General features: G+C 52.1%; 22 protein-coding genes. 11 read left to right on the forward strand and 11 right to left on the reverse strand.

Annotated elements, in window-relative coordinates; all coding sequences use genetic code 11:
- The first annotated feature begins 63 nt into the window (after nt 1-63).
- Nucleotides 64-210 carry a hypothetical protein gene (locus tag B5D63_RS35120; RefSeq protein WP_159456127.1) on the forward strand — a complete coding sequence of 49 codons (147 nt, stop codon included), beginning with the start codon at nt 64-66 and terminating at the stop codon, nt 208-210.
- A gap of 14 nt (nt 211-224) precedes the next feature.
- Here B5D63_RS35120 and B5D63_RS23300 read toward each other — a convergent pair whose 3' ends face one another.
- The gene (locus B5D63_RS23300) at nt 225-1,001 is read right to left on the reverse strand and encodes a 3-keto-disaccharide hydrolase (RefSeq protein ID WP_078671233.1); all 777 of its coding nucleotides are present in this window, start codon (nt 999-1,001) and stop codon (nt 225-227) included.
- A gap of 28 nt (nt 1,002-1,029) precedes the next feature.
- Complete coding sequence (locus B5D63_RS23305) at nt 1,030-1,329, reverse strand: hypothetical protein (RefSeq protein ID WP_078671234.1); 300 nt, start codon at nt 1,327-1,329, stop codon at nt 1,030-1,032.
- Nucleotides 1,330-1,475: 146 nt separating this feature from the next.
- Here B5D63_RS23305 and B5D63_RS23310 point away from each other — a divergent pair, with 146 nt between their 5' ends.
- Nucleotides 1,476-1,979: a DinB family protein gene (locus B5D63_RS23310; protein ID WP_159456128.1), complete on the forward strand. Its 504-nt coding sequence runs from the start codon at nt 1,476-1,478 to the stop codon at nt 1,977-1,979.
- Here B5D63_RS23310 and B5D63_RS23315 read toward each other — a convergent pair whose 3' ends face one another.
- Nucleotides 1,980-2,879 carry a polysaccharide deacetylase family protein gene (locus B5D63_RS23315; RefSeq protein ID WP_078671236.1) on the reverse strand — a complete coding sequence of 300 codons (900 nt, stop codon included), beginning with the start codon at nt 2,877-2,879 and terminating at the stop codon, nt 1,980-1,982.
- A gap of 81 nt (nt 2,880-2,960) precedes the next feature.
- On the opposite strand from B5D63_RS23315, the gene B5D63_RS23320 reads away from it, so the two are divergent.
- From B5D63_RS23320 to B5D63_RS23335, 4 genes are all read left to right on the forward strand, one after another.
- On the forward strand, nt 2,961-3,596 hold the full coding sequence (locus B5D63_RS23320; RefSeq protein ID WP_078671237.1) for an ABC transporter ATP-binding protein: 636 nt from the start codon (nt 2,961-2,963) through the stop codon (nt 3,594-3,596).
- On the forward strand, nt 3,593-4,714 hold the full coding sequence (locus tag B5D63_RS23325; protein WP_078671238.1) for a hypothetical protein: 1,122 nt from the start codon (nt 3,593-3,595) through the stop codon (nt 4,712-4,714). The genes B5D63_RS23320 and B5D63_RS23325 overlap by 4 nt, the downstream gene beginning before the upstream one ends.
- Before the next feature lie 84 nt (nt 4,715-4,798).
- The gene (locus B5D63_RS23330) at nt 4,799-5,344 is read left to right on the forward strand and encodes a DUF2975 domain-containing protein (RefSeq protein WP_078671239.1); all 546 of its coding nucleotides are present in this window, start codon (nt 4,799-4,801) and stop codon (nt 5,342-5,344) included.
- A gap of 2 nt (nt 5,345-5,346) precedes the next feature.
- Nucleotides 5,347-5,559 (forward strand): helix-turn-helix domain-containing protein, encoded by a 213-nt coding sequence (locus B5D63_RS23335; RefSeq protein WP_078671240.1) that lies wholly within the window; start codon nt 5,347-5,349, stop codon nt 5,557-5,559.
- 3 nt (nt 5,560-5,562) lie between these two features.
- Here B5D63_RS23335 and B5D63_RS23340 read toward each other — a convergent pair whose 3' ends face one another.
- The 4 genes from B5D63_RS23340 to B5D63_RS23355 all read right to left on the reverse strand — a co-directional run bounded on the left by B5D63_RS23340 (nt 5,563) and on the right by B5D63_RS23355 (nt 8,183).
- On the reverse strand, nt 5,563-6,375 hold the full coding sequence (locus tag B5D63_RS23340; RefSeq protein WP_078671241.1) for a DNA glycosylase AlkZ-like family protein: 813 nt from the start codon (nt 6,373-6,375) through the stop codon (nt 5,563-5,565).
- A gap of 64 nt (nt 6,376-6,439) precedes the next feature.
- Nucleotides 6,440-6,751, reverse strand: coding sequence for a DUF3817 domain-containing protein (locus tag B5D63_RS23345; protein WP_078671242.1), 312 nt, complete (start codon nt 6,749-6,751; stop codon nt 6,440-6,442).
- Between the two features lie 2 nt (nt 6,752-6,753).
- On the reverse strand, nt 6,754-7,218 hold the full coding sequence (locus tag B5D63_RS23350; RefSeq protein WP_078671243.1) for a hypothetical protein: 465 nt from the start codon (nt 7,216-7,218) through the stop codon (nt 6,754-6,756).
- A gap of 53 nt (nt 7,219-7,271) precedes the next feature.
- A complete protein-coding gene (locus B5D63_RS23355) occupies nt 7,272-8,183 on the reverse strand; it encodes a helix-turn-helix domain-containing protein (RefSeq protein ID WP_078671244.1) in 912 nt (303 codons plus the stop codon).
- A gap of 70 nt (nt 8,184-8,253) precedes the next feature.
- Here B5D63_RS23355 and B5D63_RS23360 point away from each other — a divergent pair, with 70 nt between their 5' ends.
- Nucleotides 8,254-8,709 (forward strand): hypothetical protein, encoded by a 456-nt coding sequence (locus B5D63_RS23360; protein WP_078671245.1) that lies wholly within the window; start codon nt 8,254-8,256, stop codon nt 8,707-8,709.
- Here the strand turns inward: B5D63_RS23360 and B5D63_RS23365 are convergent, their stop codons facing one another.
- From B5D63_RS23365 to B5D63_RS23375, 3 genes are all read right to left on the reverse strand, one after another.
- Nucleotides 8,710-9,282 (reverse strand): NADPH-dependent FMN reductase, encoded by a 573-nt coding sequence (locus B5D63_RS23365; protein ID WP_078671246.1) that lies wholly within the window; start codon nt 9,280-9,282, stop codon nt 8,710-8,712.
- Between the two features lie 68 nt (nt 9,283-9,350).
- Complete coding sequence (locus B5D63_RS23370) at nt 9,351-9,665, reverse strand: hypothetical protein (RefSeq protein WP_078671247.1); 315 nt, start codon at nt 9,663-9,665, stop codon at nt 9,351-9,353.
- Between the two features lie 6 nt (nt 9,666-9,671).
- On the reverse strand, nt 9,672-11,120 hold the full coding sequence (locus B5D63_RS23375) for an alpha-L-fucosidase (protein WP_078671248.1): 1,449 nt from the start codon (nt 11,118-11,120) through the stop codon (nt 9,672-9,674).
- A 476-nt stretch (nt 11,121-11,596) separates the two neighbouring features.
- On the opposite strand from B5D63_RS23375, the gene B5D63_RS23380 reads away from it, so the two are divergent.
- Nucleotides 11,597-12,649, forward strand: a complete 1,053-nt coding sequence (locus B5D63_RS23380; RefSeq protein ID WP_235021615.1) for a mechanosensitive ion channel family protein — start codon at nt 11,597-11,599, stop codon at nt 12,647-12,649.
- A gap of 89 nt (nt 12,650-12,738) precedes the next feature.
- Here the strand turns inward: B5D63_RS23380 and B5D63_RS23385 are convergent, their stop codons facing one another.
- Nucleotides 12,739-14,217 carry an aminotransferase-like domain-containing protein gene (locus tag B5D63_RS23385; RefSeq protein ID WP_078671249.1) on the reverse strand — a complete coding sequence of 493 codons (1,479 nt, stop codon included), beginning with the start codon at nt 14,215-14,217 and terminating at the stop codon, nt 12,739-12,741.
- A 65-nt stretch (nt 14,218-14,282) separates the two neighbouring features.
- Here B5D63_RS23385 and B5D63_RS23390 point away from each other — a divergent pair, with 65 nt between their 5' ends.
- The 3 genes from B5D63_RS23390 to B5D63_RS23400 all read left to right on the forward strand — a co-directional run bounded on the left by B5D63_RS23390 (nt 14,283) and on the right by B5D63_RS23400 (nt 19,103).
- Nucleotides 14,283-14,909, forward strand: a complete 627-nt coding sequence (locus B5D63_RS23390) for a pyridoxamine 5'-phosphate oxidase family protein (RefSeq protein WP_078671250.1) — start codon at nt 14,283-14,285, stop codon at nt 14,907-14,909.
- A gap of 221 nt (nt 14,910-15,130) precedes the next feature.
- The gene (locus tag B5D63_RS23395; protein WP_143313047.1) at nt 15,131-16,465 is read left to right on the forward strand and encodes a GntP family permease; all 1,335 of its coding nucleotides are present in this window, start codon (nt 15,131-15,133) and stop codon (nt 16,463-16,465) included.
- A gap of 103 nt (nt 16,466-16,568) precedes the next feature.
- Nucleotides 16,569-19,103 (forward strand): phosphocholine-specific phospholipase C, encoded by a 2,535-nt coding sequence (locus B5D63_RS23400; RefSeq protein WP_078671252.1) that lies wholly within the window; start codon nt 16,569-16,571, stop codon nt 19,101-19,103.
- Nucleotides 19,104-19,247: the final 144 nt, after the last annotated feature.

Here is a 19,247-nt window from a genome sequence, read left to right on the forward strand (position 1 = left end):
TGTCGTAATGGAGGCCCCCGGATATTAAAATACGACAGTAAGTTTGTAGTCAACAAATACTACATGAGCTACCGGATAACAAAAATAATGGGGACGGTCATTACCGCGTACAGGCGCGGTCAGCAGGACCCTTTGTTCGACTGGCTGGTGGAGGATGTGCAGTTACTGCTGCGGGAGATAGTGGTTGCTGCCCACCAGGTGTTCCGGTGAGCAGCAAAATAGTATTATAATTCGCGGACCCAGATATTACGGAAGCTCAGCGGCTCGCTCTTATCACCATGGGCCTGCAGTTTGATCGGGCTTGGACCATGCGCCTCCCGATACCCCGGAGCGCCAATGTACTGGGTAGGTCCTTTCAGTTCCACATTATTCTGTACCAACACCCCGTTGAACAGTACGGTCACCCTGGCCGGACTAACCAGTTTACCGTCATTGCCAAATACCGGCGCTGTCCAGATTACGTCATATGCCTGCCATTCCCCTGGTTTGTTGGTCGGATTGGCCAGTGGTACATATTGTTTGTAGATACTGGCGGCCTGGCCGTTAGTATAGGTCTTGTTGTTATAGGAGTCCAGCACCTGTAACTCATACCCTGCATCGCCTTTACCGATGGAAGCCAGGAACACGCCGCTGTTGCCCCTGCCCTGGCCGGTGCCGGTGATATTGGCCGGTACCCGCCACTCGATATGCAACTGGTAGTTGTTGAACGATTTTTTGGTTTCGATATTACCAACCTGTTTGTTGACCGTCAGGACACCTTTAGACACATTCCATTTGGCGGGCGTATTTCTGTCGTCCGCCATCACCCACTGGTCGAGGTTAGAACCGTTAAACAGGATGATCGCGTCGGAAGGCGCGTCACCACATTTTTTGCCGGGCTTTACTTCCGGCGGCACCGGCGTATATACTTCAGTATCTTCCGGTTTGGCTTTCTGGTCCTGCGCCTGAGCCATATAACATCCGCCGGCTAAAAGGGCGGTCAGTATAATTTTTCCTTTCATAAAATATTTTATTGTGTTAGATAGATGATCACTTTTTACCTGCACCCAGCATCTGTTGGACAAGCTGTTGCCATTCTGTTTCCAGGCTAACGGCAGGACTCTTTTCTCCGGCCCTGCGGTACCAGTAGTCTGCATTCCACTGATCGCCCTCTACACGATGCAGATAGGCGTGAATGTGGGCCGCATCGCGGTCGGGCAAATCCTGTACCAGCTCATGCGCCTGGTCCCAGTTGTTTTTGCCTGCATACCACAATGCCTGCAAATACACCGTCAGCCCATCAGGGGGCCGGGCAGCATTCATCGCGGTCATAAAGGTTTGAAAATCCATGGTGAGTTATTTTTACGTGGAATTAATTTTAACCCGCACAAGATAGTTATTAAAATGCATTGTCGCAATGCGCCCGCTGAAAAGTCAGTCTTACCCCCCTTAAGGGTGGTAAAATGATAGTAGGTTTGTATCAAAACCCATCTACTATGCGTCAGGAACTCGTTAATGAAATAGAAGCCACCGGCAATGCCTTACTGAAAACGATTTCTTCCTTTTCAGAAGAACAACTCAACGCCCTTCCGTTTGAAGGCAGCTGGACGGCCGGCCAGGTAGCCGAACATGTCGTGAAAGCCGGCGATTGCGGTATTCTCTATGGCAATACCGCGCCCACCGATCGGGAGCCGGACGCCAAAGCACCCGCTATCCGCGACCTTTTCCTGAACTACACCCTTAAATTCCAGGCGGCGGAAGATATCCTGCCCACACAGGAAAGCCACCTGAAAGCGGCCTTGCTGCAAGACCTGAGGCAAACATGGGACAAGGTGATCGCTGCCGCGCAAACCATCCCCCTGGAAGATACCTGCCTCGATTTTGAAGTACCAGGCTTCGGTCCGCTCACCCGCTACGAATGGCTGCAGCTGATCAATGTACATACCCAACGGCATGTTCATCAACTGGAAAATATCAAAGCACGGCTGACAGCAGCCTGATTATTTAAAGACCGCCAGTTCTTTGTCCGGTTCCGGGCTGTTGCGCAGGTGTGATTTCCGTATAGCCGCATCCGGTATCCAGCGGAACAGCCAGGAAAAACCGTACCGGCGGTGATCGTAAAGCGGCGTACCATAGGCTTTGTCCTGCATCGCCTGTTGTAGCGATATACATTGGTAGCCACGCTGCTGCAATGCTTTCACCAGCGTGGTATAATAGTCGGCGTTCAACTGATTCACATGGCAGAGATATACCTGTGGTATGTCACGCCCAAATACTTCGCGGGTCAGCTTCTCAAAATAATCAAAAGAAAAAAGCGTGTAGCGGATATAAGCTTCGCCTATCGCTTTCGCCTTGCGGAGGTCTTTCTTTTTTAAAGCCTCCTGGTAGACTTGTTCAAACATATAATCGCTGCTCTCTACAGTAAAAGGAACAGCGGTATAACCTTTCTCTTTCAGGTAACCAATGGTGGCCGCCTGTGCCAGGCTGTCCTTCCCCATAGCGTTGAACGGGAAGCGGAAATAAGGTACGGGTTTGTCTTTCGCCACTGCCCTGATAATATAATCATTGATCGTTACCTCCATCTTAAAACTGTCCAGCGGCAAGGCCGCACAATCGGGATGGTTGAGCGTGTGGCTTCCCAGTGTCACCAGTGGATGGTCCGCCCATTTTCTCAACAGCAGCTGGTTATCGGGAACGATGCAGTTGGCGCCGTTGATAAAAACGCTCACGGGCGTACGCAGCGCGGTAATCTGTTGCAGCAGCTTTTCATTGGTGGCTTTTCGCTGAGGGGCGGTATAATATCCGGGCAAGGCCATCACAGGCGCATCATCCAGGGTAAGGGCCACCTGTCGCTGCGCAAAAGAAAACAAAGGAAAAAACAGAAAGAGAAGATGCTTCATAGAAAAGTAAGATAAAAAATATCCCGGTTATCAAGGCGCAATATTAACAAAGTATATAGGAATCATAGCATAACTTGGACTATGCTTCAGATAAAACAATTCAGGAAATTTTATCATCACCGGCTGGTCCTCTCCGTCAGCGATTTCAGCATTGGCCCGGGTATTTACTGGGTTAAAGGCGCCAACGGGTCCGGCAAAAGCACGTTACTGCGGTCCATCGCCGGCATCCTGCACTTTGAAGGGGATATCCTCCTTCACAACAAATTAATGCTCAAAAAACATACACGGGCTTACCGCAGCGAGGTCAATTTTGCAGAAGCGGAGCCGGTGTTTCCGCCTTATCTCAGCGGCCAGGAGATGATCGCGCTTTTCGCCAGCGCAAAAAACGCCGCTGCCACACAGGCAGAGCAGTATATTGATTCCATGCAAATGCAGACCTACATCAAAGATCCCCTCAACACCTACTCCAGCGGCATGCTCAAGAAGCTGTCACTGGTACTGGCCTTTATTGGGAAGCCGTCGCTGGTCCTGCTGGATGAGCCGCTGATCACCATGGACGGGCCGTCGCTCCGGGTATTGTACAGCTGGATCAGGGAAAGCCGGGAACAAGGCGTTAGTTTCCTGTTGTCGTCGCACCAGTCGCCGGAAGAGCAGGCGCTCCCAATGACTGCCTCCCTGCTGGTGGAAGCACAAACGCTTAAGCTGGAAACACCATGAAACATCCTGTTCCCGTTTTGCTGACACGCGTATTCTCCTATGGATTTTATAAGGTCCATGCCGGCATGCTCCTGTTCCTGTTTGTAACGTTTGTCAGCTACGCCTTTTTCATCAATACCGCGGGCGACGTTCTCCCCAGCGCCATGGCCTACTTCCAGCAACTGATCACCATTACGCTGGTCAGTAATCCGCTTATCCTGTTGTTCTTTTTTATCGCCTGCCTGCTATACAATATGAAGAGCTGGCAATATGTATTGTCGCAGCTTTCAGCACCGGAGCAACAGTTTATATTTTACAGCACCAACGCCATGCGACCGGGGAAACAATTTTTCAGCTGGTTTTTCGTGCAACTGCATATCAATATTCCCGCGTTTGCCTATGGTGTCTTTGCGCTCTTTATTGGCATTCTATGGCAACACTACCTGTTGCCTGTCCTCCTGTTTGTTTACCTGTTGCTGTTGACAGCCGCCGGGGCGTTGATCTACTTCCGGCAGGTCAATCGTTTTGCGGACCAGTCCTCTTCCCCGGTGCTGTTATGGATAAGCCGCCAGTGGAAAAAACCGCTACCGACTATTTTTCTCTTTCACATCGCCGCCCGTCATAAACTCAGCTACGCTATTACCAAGGCTATTACCATGCTGATTATCGGGTCCGGCCTGTTCCAGCTGCTTGAAAACCCACAGCGGGACCTGCGGGCAGCCGGCGCATCGGTGTTGTTCATTGCGCTGGCGCATAGTGTACTGGTATTTCAGGAGCAAGACTTCGAACGACATTACCTGCGCTTTACAAGAAACTTCCCGTACAGCATCCCGCGCGTTTATCTGTCCTCCGTATTGACGCATGTATTATTGCTGCTGCCCGAGCTTACGTGGCTCCTGCTGGCCTTTGCGCCAACGATGAATGTAATACTGGTACCGTCCCTGATCGTTTATGTACAGCTATTACGAAGTATCTGTTACCGCTATCCCATCACTATGAGAAGCTATTTATCAGTGATTTTTCTGCTCTTCGGCTTTCTTTTCTGGTGTATCATGTTTGGTGGACTGTACTGGCTCTTTCCCTGCTGTTTCATCGCTTCCGCCCTGTTCACCGCCCAGGGATACTACCGGCAGGAGTAATGATCAATCTATTTTCAATAAATATTTATCGAAATTCAATAAATTTATTTATTTTAGTGGGGTAAACCGCAAAACTCCACTATTATGAAAGTTAACACCACCCGGGTATTGAAATTTTTGTACGTCCTGTCATGGATCATTTTTGTAGGTATATGTATTGAAGCCGGCGGCTTTATTACCAATGCTGTTTTTGCCATCGTGAAACCGTCGGTAGTAAAAAACCTGTACCATGAAGTGGACTTGTCTGCGTTGCTGCAATACAACACTTCACATTTTTTCACCTTATTGACGGTCATGAGCATTGTGGCCGTACTAAAGGCCATCCTGTTTTATCAGATCATTACCATACTGACCGCGAAAAAACTGAATCTGGCGCAGCCGTTCAACAGCACGGTAGGGCGTTTTATCACAAGGTTGTCCTACCTGTCGTTTCTGATCGGTCTGTTTTCCTGGTGCGGCGTAAAGTATAGCGCATGGCTGTTGGAGCAGGGCGTTAAAATGCCGGATGCGCAGTATTTAAGTATAGGCGGCGCCGATGTATGGCTGTTTATGGGCGTGATCATTTTCGTCATCGCGCAGATCTTTAAGAGAGGCATTGAACTTCAAACCGAAAACGAATTAACTGTATAGCTATGGCAATTATCGTAAACCTGGATGTAATGATGGCTAAAAGGAAAATGTCGTTAAATGAACTATCGGAAAAAGTGGGGCTTACGCTGGCCAATCTGTCCATTCTGAAAACAGGCAAAGCCAAAGCGGTGCGTTTCAGCACGCTGGACGCTATTTGTAAGGCGCTGGACTGCCAGCCGGCGGATATCCTGGAATACCAGCAGGACGAAGCATAAGCATCAGCCATCATAAGTTATCCGGAATTCGCCATCTTTGGGTAATTCTTTCATGCTCCGTATAACCGGCGCCGTTACCTCCATATCGGCAGCATACCAATAAGCTTCTCCATCCACCACCTGGTAAGCCAGACGCGCCATAGCGATGCCTTTTTTCCCCTGTGGCACAGACAGTCCGCTCCACGCTACGAAGTCGTGCAGCCGCGCCGGGCCACGGCTGCGGAAATAGCGGTCGGTCAGCAGCCACAGGGCCAATGCGGCGTCATAGTTCATTGGCCAATGCGACTGCAGCTGATAGGTAAATGTTTTCCCTGCCAGCGGGCCGTTACAGATCACACCTTCCAGCTCCGCATCCATCAGGAGAAAAGGCATCCGCAGGTCCTGCGGGCTTAGCCCCAGTAGCGGTGTCAATTGCGTGCGGGTTAGTTGTTGCCCGTCACGGAGCGCTGTTTCCAGCTGGCGGCGGCTCTGTCTCAGCAGAGCCGCGTCAATGCCCAGCATCCGGTGCAACCGCCGGCCCGCCTGCTGTACGCCGGATAACGTGAACGGCTGTATCCGTACATTATCAGCGGCTGTCACCAGGGCGGGCAACGGCTTCAGCAGAAAGCTGCGCCGCAGCTGTCCCTCGTTGACCAACCGGTCGGTATCGTTGTAACGGGGCGCCAGCAGCCTTGCTGAGATGCTCCGTTTGGCGGCGGCATAATCGTCCGCCTGTACACACCCCATCCACTGCACCACTGTTGCGGCCGATGTATGGGAACTGCCACCCAGCAGCTGGTTGCGCAGCCGGTGACGCATAATGTCGCTGTTTGTCATAAGCCCTGCATCATCATTTAACACAAAGCTAAAAGCGACATGTGACAACAGTATGTCAGCTGGCTTACTTTTCTTCCATTTTAGCCAGGATATGGCGGTCTATATAAAAAGTCCCGAAAGGGATCATGCAAGCCAGCAACACTTTCCAGGTGGTGGTGCGGAAGGCCCATTTATAGGCGATCCCCACGCTGATGGTATTGACAACGAAAAACACGAACAGCAGTCCGTGTACCGGCCCTATGGCTTTTACCAGTGCCGGGTCCTGCGCGAAATACTTCATGGGTACGGCTATACCGACGAGCAACAATAAAGAGACCCCTTCCAGCAGGCCCAACAGCCGCAGCCTGCCTAATTGTGTGGTGAAAAATCTGATCATAACTAAAACATTCGGATATATGGCCGGTGGGCCAGTGGAGAAAAAGGCCAGGGTATGGCCGCCAATATCAGTAACAGCGCCAGCAGAAACCAAAGGGCCATCGTCCTGAATTTCCGTGCGTCATCCGCCTGCCGTTTGGCCGCAGCGCTGCCAATGGTGAGCAGGATAACCGCCACCGTCATCAGCAGCACATGTATCCATCCGAAAAAACGGAATTCAAAAGGCATGGCCGCCTCTTTGGCATGCGCCCGGAAATAAGTGGTCAGCGGACTTTGAAAATACAGGACATAACCGATCAGCAGCTGTATATGCGCGATGGTGGCCGTTAGATGCCGTACCTGGTTGTCCCGGCGGGTGAAAGCCCTGCGGCCCGTCCATCCGGCCACACCCCTTCCGGTGGCATACAGGAGGCCTGCCAGCAGCAGCCAGCGGGTGACGCTGTGCAAAAACAAAAGCATGGAATACATGCTGCAAAATTGAGGAGGAAAGCGGCGGTCCGTTAGGACAGAAAAAGCATGTTTCAGGACTTTTCAATCCTGCTTCGGAATTCCGTTGGCGTGATACCTTCGTATTTTTTAAACAGCCGGGCGAAGTAGGAAGCATCTTCTATGCCTACCGCCAATGCCACTTCGCTGACAGACATGTCTTTCTGCGACAATAACATTTTGGCTTCCAGCACCGTCGCCTCCGCGATCCAGCGGGTGGGCGTTTTGCCGGTCACCGTTTTAACCGTTTTATTGAGATGATTGGGCGTGATGTGCAACGCTGCCGCCAGGTCAGCCACCAGCCGCCACCGGGGCATACCGCCGAAAAGCAGATCCCGGAAACGGTTCGTCAGCTGCAGCGCTACCGTGCTCTCCGGCCGCTGCAAAGGCTGGAATACCGCGTTCACCTCGCTCAGCAAAGTAATCAGATAGGACTGGATAATATTCGGGCGGGTAATACCCTGTTGCCGGTATTCGTAGTACAAACGCTCCAGCAGCTGCCGGATAAAACCGGCTGTCGGGCTGTCGGGATGCACAGCAGGATGGCCCCAGCTGCGCAGGCATTCAAAATCTTTCAACAGCATGCTGCTGAGAAAACGGCCCATCAGCATGTCGTCATGAAAACCATACAGGTAACCTTTGTTTACCTGCCCGCCGCTAAAGGAAAACAGCTGTCCGGCAGCTACAAACAGCAATTCATTTTCATAGATCGTGTATGTTTCACTGCCTACTTTCATAAAGGCGCTGCCTTCCGTCAGAAAGAGGCAAAAATGCATGGCCGATCTTGAAGCGGGCACCTTTCCTTTCACATGCGGATACATGTCTTCCAGCTTCACGATAAAAAATTTTCCCCGGCCGCCACTAAATGCCGACTGCCTGTCCATTCCCGGCATAAAGGCCGCTGCAAAGGCTGCGGGGTCATCAATACTGATGGTTTTTTCCGGCATTGTCCAACAGGTATTAAATTATTTACATACTTTAGTACCCAGGTAGACGTTTATATACCATACATATTTTATGAAGAAGTATTTTATTTACCTGTTGCCTGTATGCATGACCATTGCCTGTGCTGACCGAAATAACCAACAAGGGAAGACCGACACCACAACAGCTACTGTCAACACCGCACCACCTGCCGCCCATAACGCGCAGGCCCCGGCTGCATCCGGCAATGAAGCCGATGCAGCGCCCGGCTGGGCTGATTCACTGATCCAGGCGTATGCGCAGGAAACCAGCAATGAACTGATCCGTTATGCCGTAAAAGACAAAACACTCGAATGGATGCTGGACCGGACCGAAGAAACAGATTCGGCGACCTACCTGATTTACCATCTCGGTCATCACATGGAAGAACCGGACCATTCTGATCCCCGCTTCGTGACCGACGGCTGGGTGTATATCAACAAAGCGACAAGAAAACTTTACGAATATGATCTGCCGGCGGACAGTCTGATTCCGTGGCAGAAAAAATAATCAGCGCAACGATGGTGGAGGAAGCAGCTCCGTAGGTTCTTCCTTCACCACTGCTATCAATGCGTGTATCAGCCCCTTCACCTTTTCCAGTGTATCCGCATCCGTTATTTTACCTTCCTGGTCCAGCTTCGTTTTCACAGCGGAAATTACCAGCTGCGCATCCGTGGCGATCTTCGATTCAATGATCAGCAAAGTACCCAGCAACGACGCATGGGCTTTCACACCGGAAGTGCCGGCGGTAATCAGCGCGACGGGCTTTTTGGAAAATTCCATGGAAGAAACGGTCCAGTCGATCGCATTTTTCAGCGTGCCGGGCACACCAATAGCGTATTCCGGTGAACAGATCAGCACTGCATCTGCAGCGCGCAGCCTTTCCCGAAAGGCGGTCACCTCCACCGGTGGCTGGTCGTGGTCAAGGTCAGGATTAAAATGCGGAATACCTGTCAACCCTTCAAACAACTGTACATCTGCCACATCTGCCGCCAAAACGGCGATAGCCTGTATCAGCTGGTGGTTGGAGGATTGCTGCCGGGTGCTGCCGGAAATAGCGAGCAACTGTATTTTATCGGACATGCTGTTGATGCTTTTTTACGGCCTAAAAATACGAAACCCCGGCTGCATACAACCGGGGTTTGATTTTTTTATACTGTCCGCTTCAGATGCTGCATCGCTGCAATGATATCCAGCATCAGTTCTTCAGTGGCGAATACATCATGCATCCAGGGATCTACGGATTCAAACAGGTAATATCGCCCCACACGGTACAAACGGGAATACCCGTCTGCATCGGCCAGCTGACGCAACAGCTCCACCTTCCGGCCAGTTGTTGCCTGCGGCAACGCCAACGGATACAGGCGGCGGACATCGTCTTCTGTCCAGCCTTCTCCCAGCATAGACTGCAATGAGGGTGCATCGAGCAGCCCGGCCTCGCGGAGGCAATCTCCTTCAAAGTTCATGAACACTTATTTTATCTTCACTACAAAAAGTTGCGGAGAGACATCTCCCGGGCGAAGCCCTGATAAACTGATCACAAAATCCTTCCCCTCCTGTTGTCCTTTGATTGATTTGCTGCAACCCAGAATGCTACAGGTGGCATTCTTAGGAGCGGTATAGTTACGGATGCGCAATTGTTGTTCAAAACGTGGCACTATGCAATATAAGGCATCTTTCCCGGTAGTGAAAAACATTTCTATATGTGCATGCTCGGCAGACGGTTGCACCATCGTAGCGATATTATATCCGGACATGTAGCTGGCCTCTTTTACCGCCGGCCGCTTGCCGCCGCTCCATTGACGGGTTTCTTTCCATGCTTTGGTTTCGTAGATGGCCTCCCCGTTCACCTTCAGCCAGGCGCCCATGTCCAGCAACCGTTGTTGCATGATCACGGGGATACGGCCGTCGGCCGTAGGACCAATGTCCAGCAACAGGTTTCCCCCGCGGGACACGATATCTGTCAGCAACAACAAAAGGTCGTTGCTCTTTTTATAATCGTCGGCCGTCTCCATCCGGTTGTAACCATACGACTGTCCTATACCCTGGCTCTCTTCCCACACTACGCCCGGTTGCATACCGCTGCCGTACTCCGATGTCAGGTAGGTAGCCCCGTTGTTTTTGCCACGCGTATTACTACCCCATCGGTCATCCACCGCTACTTCATCCTTCACCGGCGATTCATTGTACAACCACGCCAGCAGTTCCTTGCTATGCCACGCGGTGTCGGACATCTCCCATTCCCCGTCAGAAAAAATAACGGAAGGTTTGTAGCGCGTCACCAGGTCTTTGAACTGCGGCATCATCACCTCTTTCACATATCGCTGTTTGTCTGATGTATACAATGGGTTGAACCATTCATACAAGGAGTAATAATACCCCATACGTAAACCTGCCTTCCGTACCGCCGCCGTCAGGTCGCCCAGCAAATCACGTTTAGGCGTCCCTGTTACAGCGTTCCACGGCCGGCCCCAGGACGCATCGGCCTGTTTGTTATCCCATAAACAATATCCTTCGTGATGTTTGGAAGTCAGCACCACATAACGGGCGCCGGAACGTTTGAACACATCGGCCCATTGCGCCGGATCAAATAGCGAAGCAGTAAATTGTTTCTCCAGCTGCTGATAGGGAACATCCCGCCCGTACTGCTGATCGTGAAATGCCCGTACCTTCGCATGGCTACCTTCTTTCGTACCGTCAAGGTTATACCAGTACCATTCGGAGTATCCACCCGGTCCTACAACGGCAAAAGAAGGTACGGCATACACACCCCAATGGATAAAGATGCCAAACTTGGCTTCATTAAACCAGGCAGGAATGCCCCGCTTGTTCAGCGAACTCCAGTCAGCCGTATATTTTTGCGCAAAGAGTGTGGAAAAACTGCATAGCACCAAGGCCATGCCTGATAGCATTTTCTTCATGAATAATGGAATTTTAGCAGTAACGGACAACCAGTACTTTACCGATACTAAATATATACACCACGCCGGCTAATTCCAAATATGTAACCTTTTCCAAACGCGAAGCGTTATAACGGCATGAAAAAAATTTTATCCCTTTTGTCCCCTGTCATTGTTGACAATAGCTGTCACCGCCCAAAAAAAAATTTACGCTCCATGCCGGCCCTTCGGCCTCCATCTCCATGAAGTTCCCTCTAAAACACTTCACTGTTCACTGGCGATCGTATGCTCCAGGTAAATTAATGCGCGCATCCCCAATCAAAGGTTTTAGTCCCTGCCAATCAGTACTGCCATGACCAGCAAATCTTCAATTGTCTTTCTTTTAACCGACTGGGCAATTTGATTCTAATGCTATTTTAATGTTCAGCTGCCCCTGCGGCACCCTTTTTGTGACCTGCGCGCCTATGTGGAATGATATTTTAGAAAAAACGGACCATTTGCCCAACATCTTGTGGGACCTGATGTTGGTGGGCATTTCAGTAATTGCGGGATGGCTGATCAAGTTTCTGCTATCGCTCTTCCTGCGCAGGACAACGGTAAAAGAAGGAGACTTCTCACTGATACACAGCGTGCTCTTTCATCTGGGGAAAGCTTTTAATTATTTTCTGCCGCTGCTCATTCTCAACATGCTGATGCCGCTCATGCGGGTACCGGCGAAAGATGAAGTGCTGCTGAACCGTGTCGTGGAAATTGCGTTAACGCTCTCTTTCGCCGCGCTGATGATCGGCGCCATCAAAGTACTGGAGGACTACGTCTACCATACCTATGACCTCAAGAAGACCAACAACCTGAGAGAGCGGAAAATCCGCACCCAGCTGCAGTTTATACGCAAACTGGCCATTTCGGTAATATTGGTACTCACGGCCTGTGCTATCCTGCTGAGCTTCGACAGTCTGCGCAAAGTAGGAGCAGGACTCCTGACCGGCGTAGGCGTCAGCGGTATCATCATTGGTTTTGCCGCGCAGAAATCACTCGGCAACCTGCTCGCCGGCTTCCAGATAGCTTTTACACAGCCCATCCGTATCGATGATGTGCTGGTCGTGGAAGGAGAATGGGGACGTGTGGAGGAAATCACCCTCACCTACGTGGTACTCAATATCTGGGACCAGCGCAAGCTGATCCTGCCGATTAACTATTTCATTGAGAAGCCCTTCCAGAACTGGACCCGTACTGGCTCAGAAATACTGGGGACTGCTTTCTTTTATCTTGACTATACGGCTCCTGTCGATAAAATAAGGGAAGCCTTCAACCGGCTGCTGCAAGCCTCTCCATTATGGGACAGGCGCGCCAGCGCGTTGCAGGTAACGAACACGTCTGAACGGACCATCGAAGTAAGAACGCTCATGAGCGCCGCTACTTCCGGCAATGCCTTTGACCTGCGTTGTTATATGCGTGAAGAGCTGGTGAAATATATCCGGGAAAATCACCCTGAATGTTTACCTAAAACAAGGGCAATCGTCTCGCAAAGCAGCCAAGATCTTAGCGAGTAGTAAGAACGCAAAGGTCCGGAGATCAATTGGTATCTTATCTTGCAAAGCAGCTAAGATCTTAGCGCTCTTACTACTCGCTAAGATCTTAGCTAACTTTGCGAGATGATTTTCCGGAGGATGCCCACCGCCTGTTCCAATTCCGATGGATTGGACGACGCGAAACCCAGCCGGGTGTGATTTAATTTAACGCCGGGACCGTCAAAGGTATGCCCGTCGTAAAAATAAAGTCCCTGCTGCAGAGCTTTCTCCGCCAGCGTTTTCAGGTTAATGCGGGGATCGAAGCCGGTCCATACCGCGAGGCCGCCTACCGGTACCTGGAAATGCACATCGTTGCCTAACTCGGAGCGCAGCAGTTCACAGAAGATGTCCCTGCGCTCCCGGTACAGGCGCAACGATTTGCGCAGGTGCCGGTGGATAACGCCGCTCTGTAATAACGCCGCGAAAGCATTTTCCAGCATCAGATCTCCCTGGCGGTCTACAATACGCCGCAGCTTCGCCAGGTAGTTGATCACATTCTCCGACCCAACCAGGTAGCCTACACGAAAAGCCGGGGAAATGGCTTTGGTGAACGATCCGCCATACATCACCATGCCCGCTTTGTCTGCGCTGGCCAGCGGCGCCAGCGGTTTGCTCAGGTAATGGAAATCGTAGTCATAATCATCTTCAAAAATTATGAAGCCGTATTTTTCAGACAGGCGTAACAGTTGTAAACGCCTGTCGGCCCTCAGTACGACAGTAGTAGGATAATGATGGTGCGGCGTCACATACACCATGCGTACTTTTTTCTGCTGGCAGATACGCTCCAGCGCATCGGTATCCATCCCGTATTCATCTACCGGCACCGTATGCAGCTGGGCGCCGGCCTGCCTGAAGTTAGCCGCGGCGCCGGCCCAGGACATGCTGGCGCTCACCACATGGTCTCCTTTGCTCACCAGCCCGGTCGCCACCAGGAAGAAACCCATAATGGTCCCCCTGACGATCAGGATATTTTCAGCGGTAGTATTTAGTCCGCGCGTTTCATTGAGATATTCGGACAGCTCCTGCCGCAGGCGGGAGGCGCCGGTGGTGTCGCCATAACCGAGGCGCACATAGGGATTGCCATTCAGCAGCTGGCTGCGGTAATTACGCGTCAGCTCATCCAGCGGGGCCAGGCGGGCATCAGGGAAACCGTCGTCCAGGTGCAGTTGGCTATAGGCTTTCATCACCGGGCGGTTGAGATGCTCCGGCACCGTGAAGGAGAAACCTGCCGTCCGTAATGGGTTGAAAGTGGCCTCCGCATTGGCTGTCAGCGTCTGTAGTTCTGTTTTGGGGAGATGACGGGCCACAAAAGTACCGCTGCCGGTATGGCTTTCCAGCCAGCCCTGCGCCAGCAGTTCGTCGTAGGCACGTACGACCGTCTTGCGGTGCAGCTGCAGTTTCTCCGCCATCTCGCGGCTGCTGGGCAACCGCTGACCCGCATGCAGGGGGCCGGTCCTGATAAATCCCATCAATTGATTGGCCAGTTGCAGGTACACTGGCTGCTTGTCATCCCGGTCTAACTGCAACAGGGAGAAAATTGGACTACTCATTTTATCTGAATCGGATGATAACACCGAGCCAATAAAGGTACAACTTTGTAAAAAATTACAACGACATGCAACCTATTCCCCCACATCTCACCCCCAGCCGCTATCCCAAAAGGGCTTCCTACGACCGGGATGCCATCCATACCATCCTGGACGAAGCCCTCGTGTGTACCGTCAGCTTTACAATGGACAATAAACCGTTTGCCATTCCGACCGGCTTTGTACGCCATGAGGACAAAATATATATCCACGGTTCCGTGGGCAGCCATTTCATCCGCGAAATAGAAAAGGGACTACCGGTATGCATTACCGTCACCCTGCTGGATGCCATCGTGGTGTCCAAATCAGCTTTCAACCACTCGATGAACTACCGCTCCGTCATCCTGTTTGCCACCCCCGAAAAAATGGAGGACCCGCAGCAGAAAACCGAAGCCTTTCGCTGGCTGACGGAGAAGTTTGTTCCCAACAGCTGGGACTACCTGCAGCCGGTTAAAGAAAGCGAAGTCCGGAAAACCACCATACTGGCTTTCTCCCTTGAAGAAGCTTCGGCTAAAATACGCACCGGCATGCCCGGCGAAGATGAATACAAAGACCTGCCCATCTGGTCCGGCATCATCCCGCTGGAAACACGGCGCGGAACACCGGTAACAGAAGCGCTCAGCGAAGGAATACCGTTGCCGCCACATTTGTTGTAATAGCACACACCCTGATTCCCCTGCTAACGAAGATCAAAGCGAAGATGAATACAATGACCCGACAGACGAAAGCTACCAACCGATACAGGATAGTTCAGCACTGATCTTCGCTATCAGGGGAATCAACCGTGGCCCCGGGCTTCCGCCCGGGGTTAATTATAATTTGCGGGATGCGGATATAATAGATATCTTGTAAGATATCAGAACTATCACTGCCGCCCATGAACAATATCTCGCTGTTGCAGAGTATCAGCGGGCTGCTGGCTGGTATCGCACTGATTGTGATATTGACCGCACGCTTCCGGATACACGCTTTTTTCGCCCTGTTGCTGGCCGGACTATTGGCCGGACTCATTTTCCAGCTATCGCTGACAGATATACTCACCACTATCAAGACCGGGTTCGGACAAATCATCGGTTCTCTCGGACTGCTGATTATTCTCGGCACCACGCTGGGACTCATCCTTGAGCACACCGGCAGCACTACGGTGCTGGCCGCTTACGTACTGCGGCAAACAGGCACCCGCCGTTCCCCGCTGGCGCTCAATATCATCGGTTACCTGGTAGGCATGCCTATTTTCTGCGATTCCGGGTTTATTGTACTCAGTGGCCTGAACAAGGCGCTGGCACTGCGCTCCGGCGTATCTATGGTCATCATGGCTTCCTCGCTGGCCACCGGACTGTATGCCGTACATTGCATGATGCCGCCGCATCCCGGCATTACGGCCGCCATGGGCGTTATCGAGGCCGACATCGGACGCGTGATGTTATTCGGCCTCCTCATTGCACTCCCTGCTTCCTTCTGCGGATATGCGTGGTCGTTATATGCAGGCAGACGGCTGCCTGTTGTAGCCCCAGCCGCTATGGAGACCGACAGTACACCGGCTGCACTGCCTTCCGTTCTGATGTCGGTGCTGCCCATTGCGGTACCTATCCTGCTGATCGCCCTGCGATCTTTTTTTACGCTCGAACAAAAGACCCTTTCTCTTCCGCTACAGCTGCTGAATCTGGCAGGTATGCCAGAGATCGCCATCACCATCGGTATCGTGCTGGCGTTATCAGGTATGCGCAAAAATCAGGGCGACAGCTTCCGCAAAATACTACAGGAGGGCGCAGAAAAAGCTGCCGGCATCCTCGTAATTATCGGCGGTGGTGGCGCATTTGGCGCCATCCTGGCCAAGGCGGGGATCGGTGAACATATTGCCAGCAACCCTGCTATAACGGGCACGGGCATACTATTACCTTTTATTGTGACCGCCATCCTGAAGACCGCACAAGGCTCTTCCACCGTAGCCATTATCACTGCGGCCTCTATCATTCATCCCTTACTGCCTGCCCTGGGACTGCATACGCCCGATGGCTCCCTGCTCTGCGTGCTGGCCATGGGCGCCGGTTCCATGATGGTATCCCATACCAACGACGCTTATTTCTGGGTGATCACCCGCTTCTCCGGACTGGAAGTAAAAGACATGCTGCGCGTATATACCATGGCCACGCTGGTGATGGGCATCGTAGCGATGCTGGGTGTGTACTTACTGTCGCGGCTGATATTATGATATCGTAAAAGATGGATGAATGGTTACCATCTAACATAAATGATGAGTATTTTTCGCCCCGACACAAACTAAAACTAACGACACATTTAAACAATTTCCACTCATGGACACTCGCAGGGAATTCCTGAAAAAATCGCTATTGTTATCCGGAGCGGCCGGCTTCTCCACCATCATGCCGGCATCCATTCAACGCGCGCTCGCGATAGACCCGACACCTGGCAGCACCTGGCTGGATGCGGAACACATCGTCATCCTCATGCAGGAGAACCGCTCTTTTGACCACTGCTTTGGCACGTTGCAGGGCGTCAGAGGCTTCCGCGATCCACGCGCCATCCCACTGCCAGACCTGAAACCGGTATGGTTCCAGACCGACGAAAACGGCGACACCTATGCACCCTTCCGGCTCGACATCAAAGACACAAAGATCACGTGGATGGGCTCCCTGCCACATTCCCGCGCCAGCCAGGTAGACGCTTACAACGCAGGTAAACACGACCAGTGGCTGCTCGCCAAAAAACCGGGCAACAAACAATATGCACACATGCCGCTCACCATGGGGTATTTTACCCGGGAAGACCTTCCCTTCAACTACGCCATGGCAGACGCTTTCACCATATGCGACCAGCACTTCTGCTCGGGCATGACCAGCACCACGCCCAACCGCTCCTTCTTCTGGACCGGCAAAATCGACAGCCAGGAAAACGGTCGCGCCAAACAAAACATCCGCAACGACGACTTCGCCTACGGCAAACAGACCTGGAAAACATTCCCGGAACTGCTGACAGAAAATAACATCCCCTGGAAATTCTATCAGAACGATCTTAGCTGCGGCGGCGGCTTCAAAGGCGAAGAAAGGGCATGGCTGGCCAATTTCGGCTGCAACCTCCTCGAATTCTTCGAAGCCTATCACGTGAAATTCTCTTCCCGCTATATCCAAACCCTGCTCAAACAGGTGGAAACCCTGCCGGAAGAAATCAACAAACTACAGGAAGCCTCTCCTTCTTCCGATGCAGCGGCAGCCAAAATACGCACCGAAGTGGCAAAAAAACAGGAGGTGCTGGACAACGCCACCAAAGAGCTGGCCAAATGGAACAAAGAAAGTTTTGAGCAACTAACCGCACAACAGCAACAACTTTATAACAATGCCTTTGTGATCAACAACGGCGATCCCAACTTCCGAAGCGTGACCACCTTCCGGTACACCGATGATGGACAGGACCGCAAAGTCACCGTCCCTGCGGGCGATATCCTGCACCAGTTCCGCCAGGACGTGCGCGAAGGGAAACTACCCACCGTATCCTGGCTCAGCGGTCCGCAGAATTTCTCAGACCACCCCAGCGCCCCCTGGTACGGCGCCTGGTACGTGTCTGAAATCATGGACATCCTCACCGGCAACCCGGAAGTATGGAAAAAAACCATCTTCATCGTTACCTACGATGAAAACGACGGCTACTATGACCATGTGCCCCCCTTCTCTATCCCCGATGAAAACAAATCCGGTACCGGTAAAGTATCCGCCGGCATTGATACGGAAGTGGAACACGTACGGCTGGAAAATGAGCTGGCGCAAGGTATCCATAAAAAACAAGCCCGGGAAGCGCCGGTCGGCCTCGGCTTCCGCGTCCCGCTGCTCATCGCCTCCCCCTGGAGCCGCGGCGGTAAAGTGTGCTCACAGGTATTCGATCACACCTCTACCCTGCAATTCCTTGAAACATTTGTAAACCGTAAATACAAAAAACAGGTACACCTGGATAACATCAGCCAGTGGAGACGCACTATCTGCGGCGATCTCACCGCTGCCTTCAGCACCTTTGTGCCTAAAAAAGAAAAACTGCCCTTCCTGCAGAAAGAAAAGTTTGTACAGGAAATTTATAACGCACAGTTTAAAACCATTCCCGGCGGCTTTAAAAAACTGTCCGCAGATGATATCTCGCAGGTCACCGGCAAAACCACACCCACCCGGCTGCTGGCGCCGCAGGAAAAAGGCGTACGCCCCTCTCCCGGCCTGCCTTATGAACTGTACGCCGACATCGACTGTCAGCCCGGAAGCCGGCAGGTAAAAGCCAGCCTCGCAGCGGGCAACAAAGTATTCGGCGCCGCAGCAGCAGGCTCGCCCTTTACCGTTATTGCCCCGGTAACCTACAAAGACGATAAAGGCAACACCGACAAATGCCGCAACTGGTCCTTCGCTGTGAAAGCGGGAGACCAGCTTCACTACGAATGGCCGCTGGAAGCGTTCGAAAACAACCGCTATCACCTGCAGCTGCACGGCCCCAACGGCTTCTTCCGCGAAGCGACCGGCAATACGGAAGATCCGGGTATTATCACTACGTGCACCTATGAACGAAACAAGTCTTCCCAAAAACTGACGGGCAACGTATTGCTCTCCGTGGCCAACAGCGGCGGCAAACCACTGCACATCACCATCCGGGACAATGCTTACGGCAATAAAGCCATCACCCGTACGGTAACGAAGGACCTGCCTGCACAGATCATCCTGCCGTTGCAGTCCAGCCACGGATGGTACGATTTCACGGTACAGGCCGACGGTAACGCCCAATACGCACGGAGGTACGCCGGCCGCGTGGAAACAGGCGCGGAAAGCATTACCGATCCGTATATGGGAAAAATGTCCTGATAACTTATGGAATCCGGGTGGAAATACCGCTCTTTGAATCACCGGGCGGCCACCGGATTCCTTATCCTAAAAAGAAAGATAGCTGTTAAGCATGTTTTAGAGCTGGAGAACTACGGGGAGCGTAGGTACAACCGCTGTGACTAC

This window comes from Chitinophaga eiseniae, from assembly GCF_900167135.1.
Taxonomy (GTDB): domain Bacteria; phylum Bacteroidota; class Bacteroidia; order Chitinophagales; family Chitinophagaceae; genus Chitinophaga; species Chitinophaga eiseniae.